This is a genomic window from bacterium, from assembly GCA_037131655.1.
Taxonomy (GTDB): domain Bacteria; phylum Armatimonadota; class Fimbriimonadia; order Fimbriimonadales; family JBAXQP01; genus JBAXQP01.
Genome location: JBAXQP010000434.1, coordinates 1 through 1,818, shown reverse-complemented (window position 1 = coordinate 1,818; position 1,818 = coordinate 1). Strand labels below are relative to the sequence as shown.

The following is a 1,818-nucleotide window of genomic DNA, read 5'->3' as shown; positions in this document are numbered from 1 at the left end:
GGAAAAGGTGATAGGTGATGGGTGTTAGGGGGAGAGCAAGAAGCAAGAAGCAAGATTCCGGAACCCTCTCCTGTCTCCGGGCGGAGGAGGGAGCAAGCCTTAAAAGGGTTTCGGCAGCGGCGCTAACTCTATGCTACTGAAGTATCGAGTTTTCAATCTATCGTAACAGCTTCTCCCAAGTCTGATGATTTGTAGATGGCGTCGACAAGATTTTGCATTATTAGGGCATGTTCTAAGGTGGTTTTTGGTTCAATGCCTTCTTGGATGGCTTGGGCGAAATCTTCTAATACTCCGCCATGAGCGGTTGACCAAAACTCTTGTTCATCCCAGATGGTTTTCGAAAAAACACCCTCACCGGGTTTGATGAAATCCATAGTGATCGAACGATTCCCTGGAAGAATGGTTAGGTGAAGCGAGCCTTTCGTACCTATAAGCTGCCAAGCCTGCTCGGAACTCGCGCCGGCTACCTCGGCACGTTCGTATTGGATCATGCAGCCATCTTCGCATCGAATGGCCGCCACTACATGCGTTTCACCATCCGAATCGGGGGCAGCATAGTTTTCCATTCCTTGCGGAAGAGTCCAAGTTTGCGCTAAAACCTGTTTTGGCTTGAGGTTCCAGCCGGTGATGCCAAGGAGATAATCGAGGTCGTAACACCCCCAATTAACGAGGATGCCGCCGCCGTTCAGTTTCTTACTCAATCGCCATAAGGCTGGAATTCCTTGTGGCGCTTGACCTGCTGATTGGATAACACGGCAGTAAACCGTTCGCAGTTCGCCGAGTTCTCCTTCGGCGATTAGTGAGGTGATGAGATTGGCAGATTCGAGATGGCGAAATCGAGAGGAGCAGCAAGCTGAAACGAGATTCCCTCTTGCAGCGATCATCTGCTCTAATTCGGCGGCATTCATTGCTACCGGCTTTTCGATCAGCACATGCTTCCCCGCCGCAAATGCTCGAAGCGCTATCTCAGCGCGAACTCCGGTGGGTACCGCTAAAATCACTGCTTCGACTTTGGGGTCTGCAAGCAATTCAATATCGTTGGGATAGGTCGTTTCAACATGAAATTCTTTTGAATATTTTTGGACTTGTTCTGGGCGAAGATCTGCAAGCGCGACCACGTTGACCCGCTTGGAGACGACAGCATTCTGAAGATGTTCCCAGCCAATTGCTCCACAACCGATTAAGCCTATCGCGACACTTTTCACAGCAACTACTCCATCAAATATTATGTGAATATCAGCCAAGCGCCTAGTATTAATAAATCATATCATTGGCTCGACTAACTTTCAAATAATTCGCACACCTGTTTAAAAATATTATTTTCTAAATATTATGCCCTGAATCAGGGGGTAATAGCATCAATTCTTTGTTTAAATAAGTATTGCCATGCAAGCCTTAAAGGATACGCCCGATAATCGAACGGGACATAATGCGAATATTGTGGTATAATGTCTCCACTGCTTTCCGGTTTGTGTGTCTTCTGTATAACGGACAATCCTGTACTCGGGATCCAGCGGTTCCGTGTAGTGAAGCCTTAGGCCAGACTGCATATCTTAGACCACGGGGTAAAACCCCGAAAAGAGGAATATCTTGGCAACCAAATCCCTTTATGTAGGCAATTTGCCCTACAGCGTGACTGAGCAAGTGCTCAGCGATTTCTTTGCGCCTTATGGCCCAGTTACTGAAGTACGCATCGTCGAAGGACGAGGCTTTGGATTCGTGGACGTCCCTGCAGAAAACGTAGAGGCAGCTATTGAAGCCACAAACAACAAAGACTTTGGCGGACGCACCTTAACCGTCAACGAAGCTCGCCCACGC

General features: G+C 48.2%; 2 protein-coding genes. One reads left to right on the top strand and one right to left on the bottom strand.

Going from position 1 to position 1,818, the window contains the following annotated elements:
• Positions 1–152 precede the first annotated feature (152 nt).
• Positions 153–1,205 carry a Gfo/Idh/MocA family oxidoreductase gene (locus tag WCO51_13340; protein MEI6514237.1) on the bottom strand — a complete coding sequence of 351 codons (1,053 nt, stop codon included), beginning with the start codon at positions 1,203–1,205 and terminating at the stop codon, positions 153–155.
• A 385-nt stretch (positions 1,206–1,590) separates the two neighbouring features.
• Here WCO51_13340 and WCO51_13335 point away from each other — a divergent pair.
• Positions 1,591–1,818 (top strand): RNA-binding protein (locus tag WCO51_13335; protein MEI6514236.1); only part of this gene is annotated, 228 nt, incomplete at its 3' end.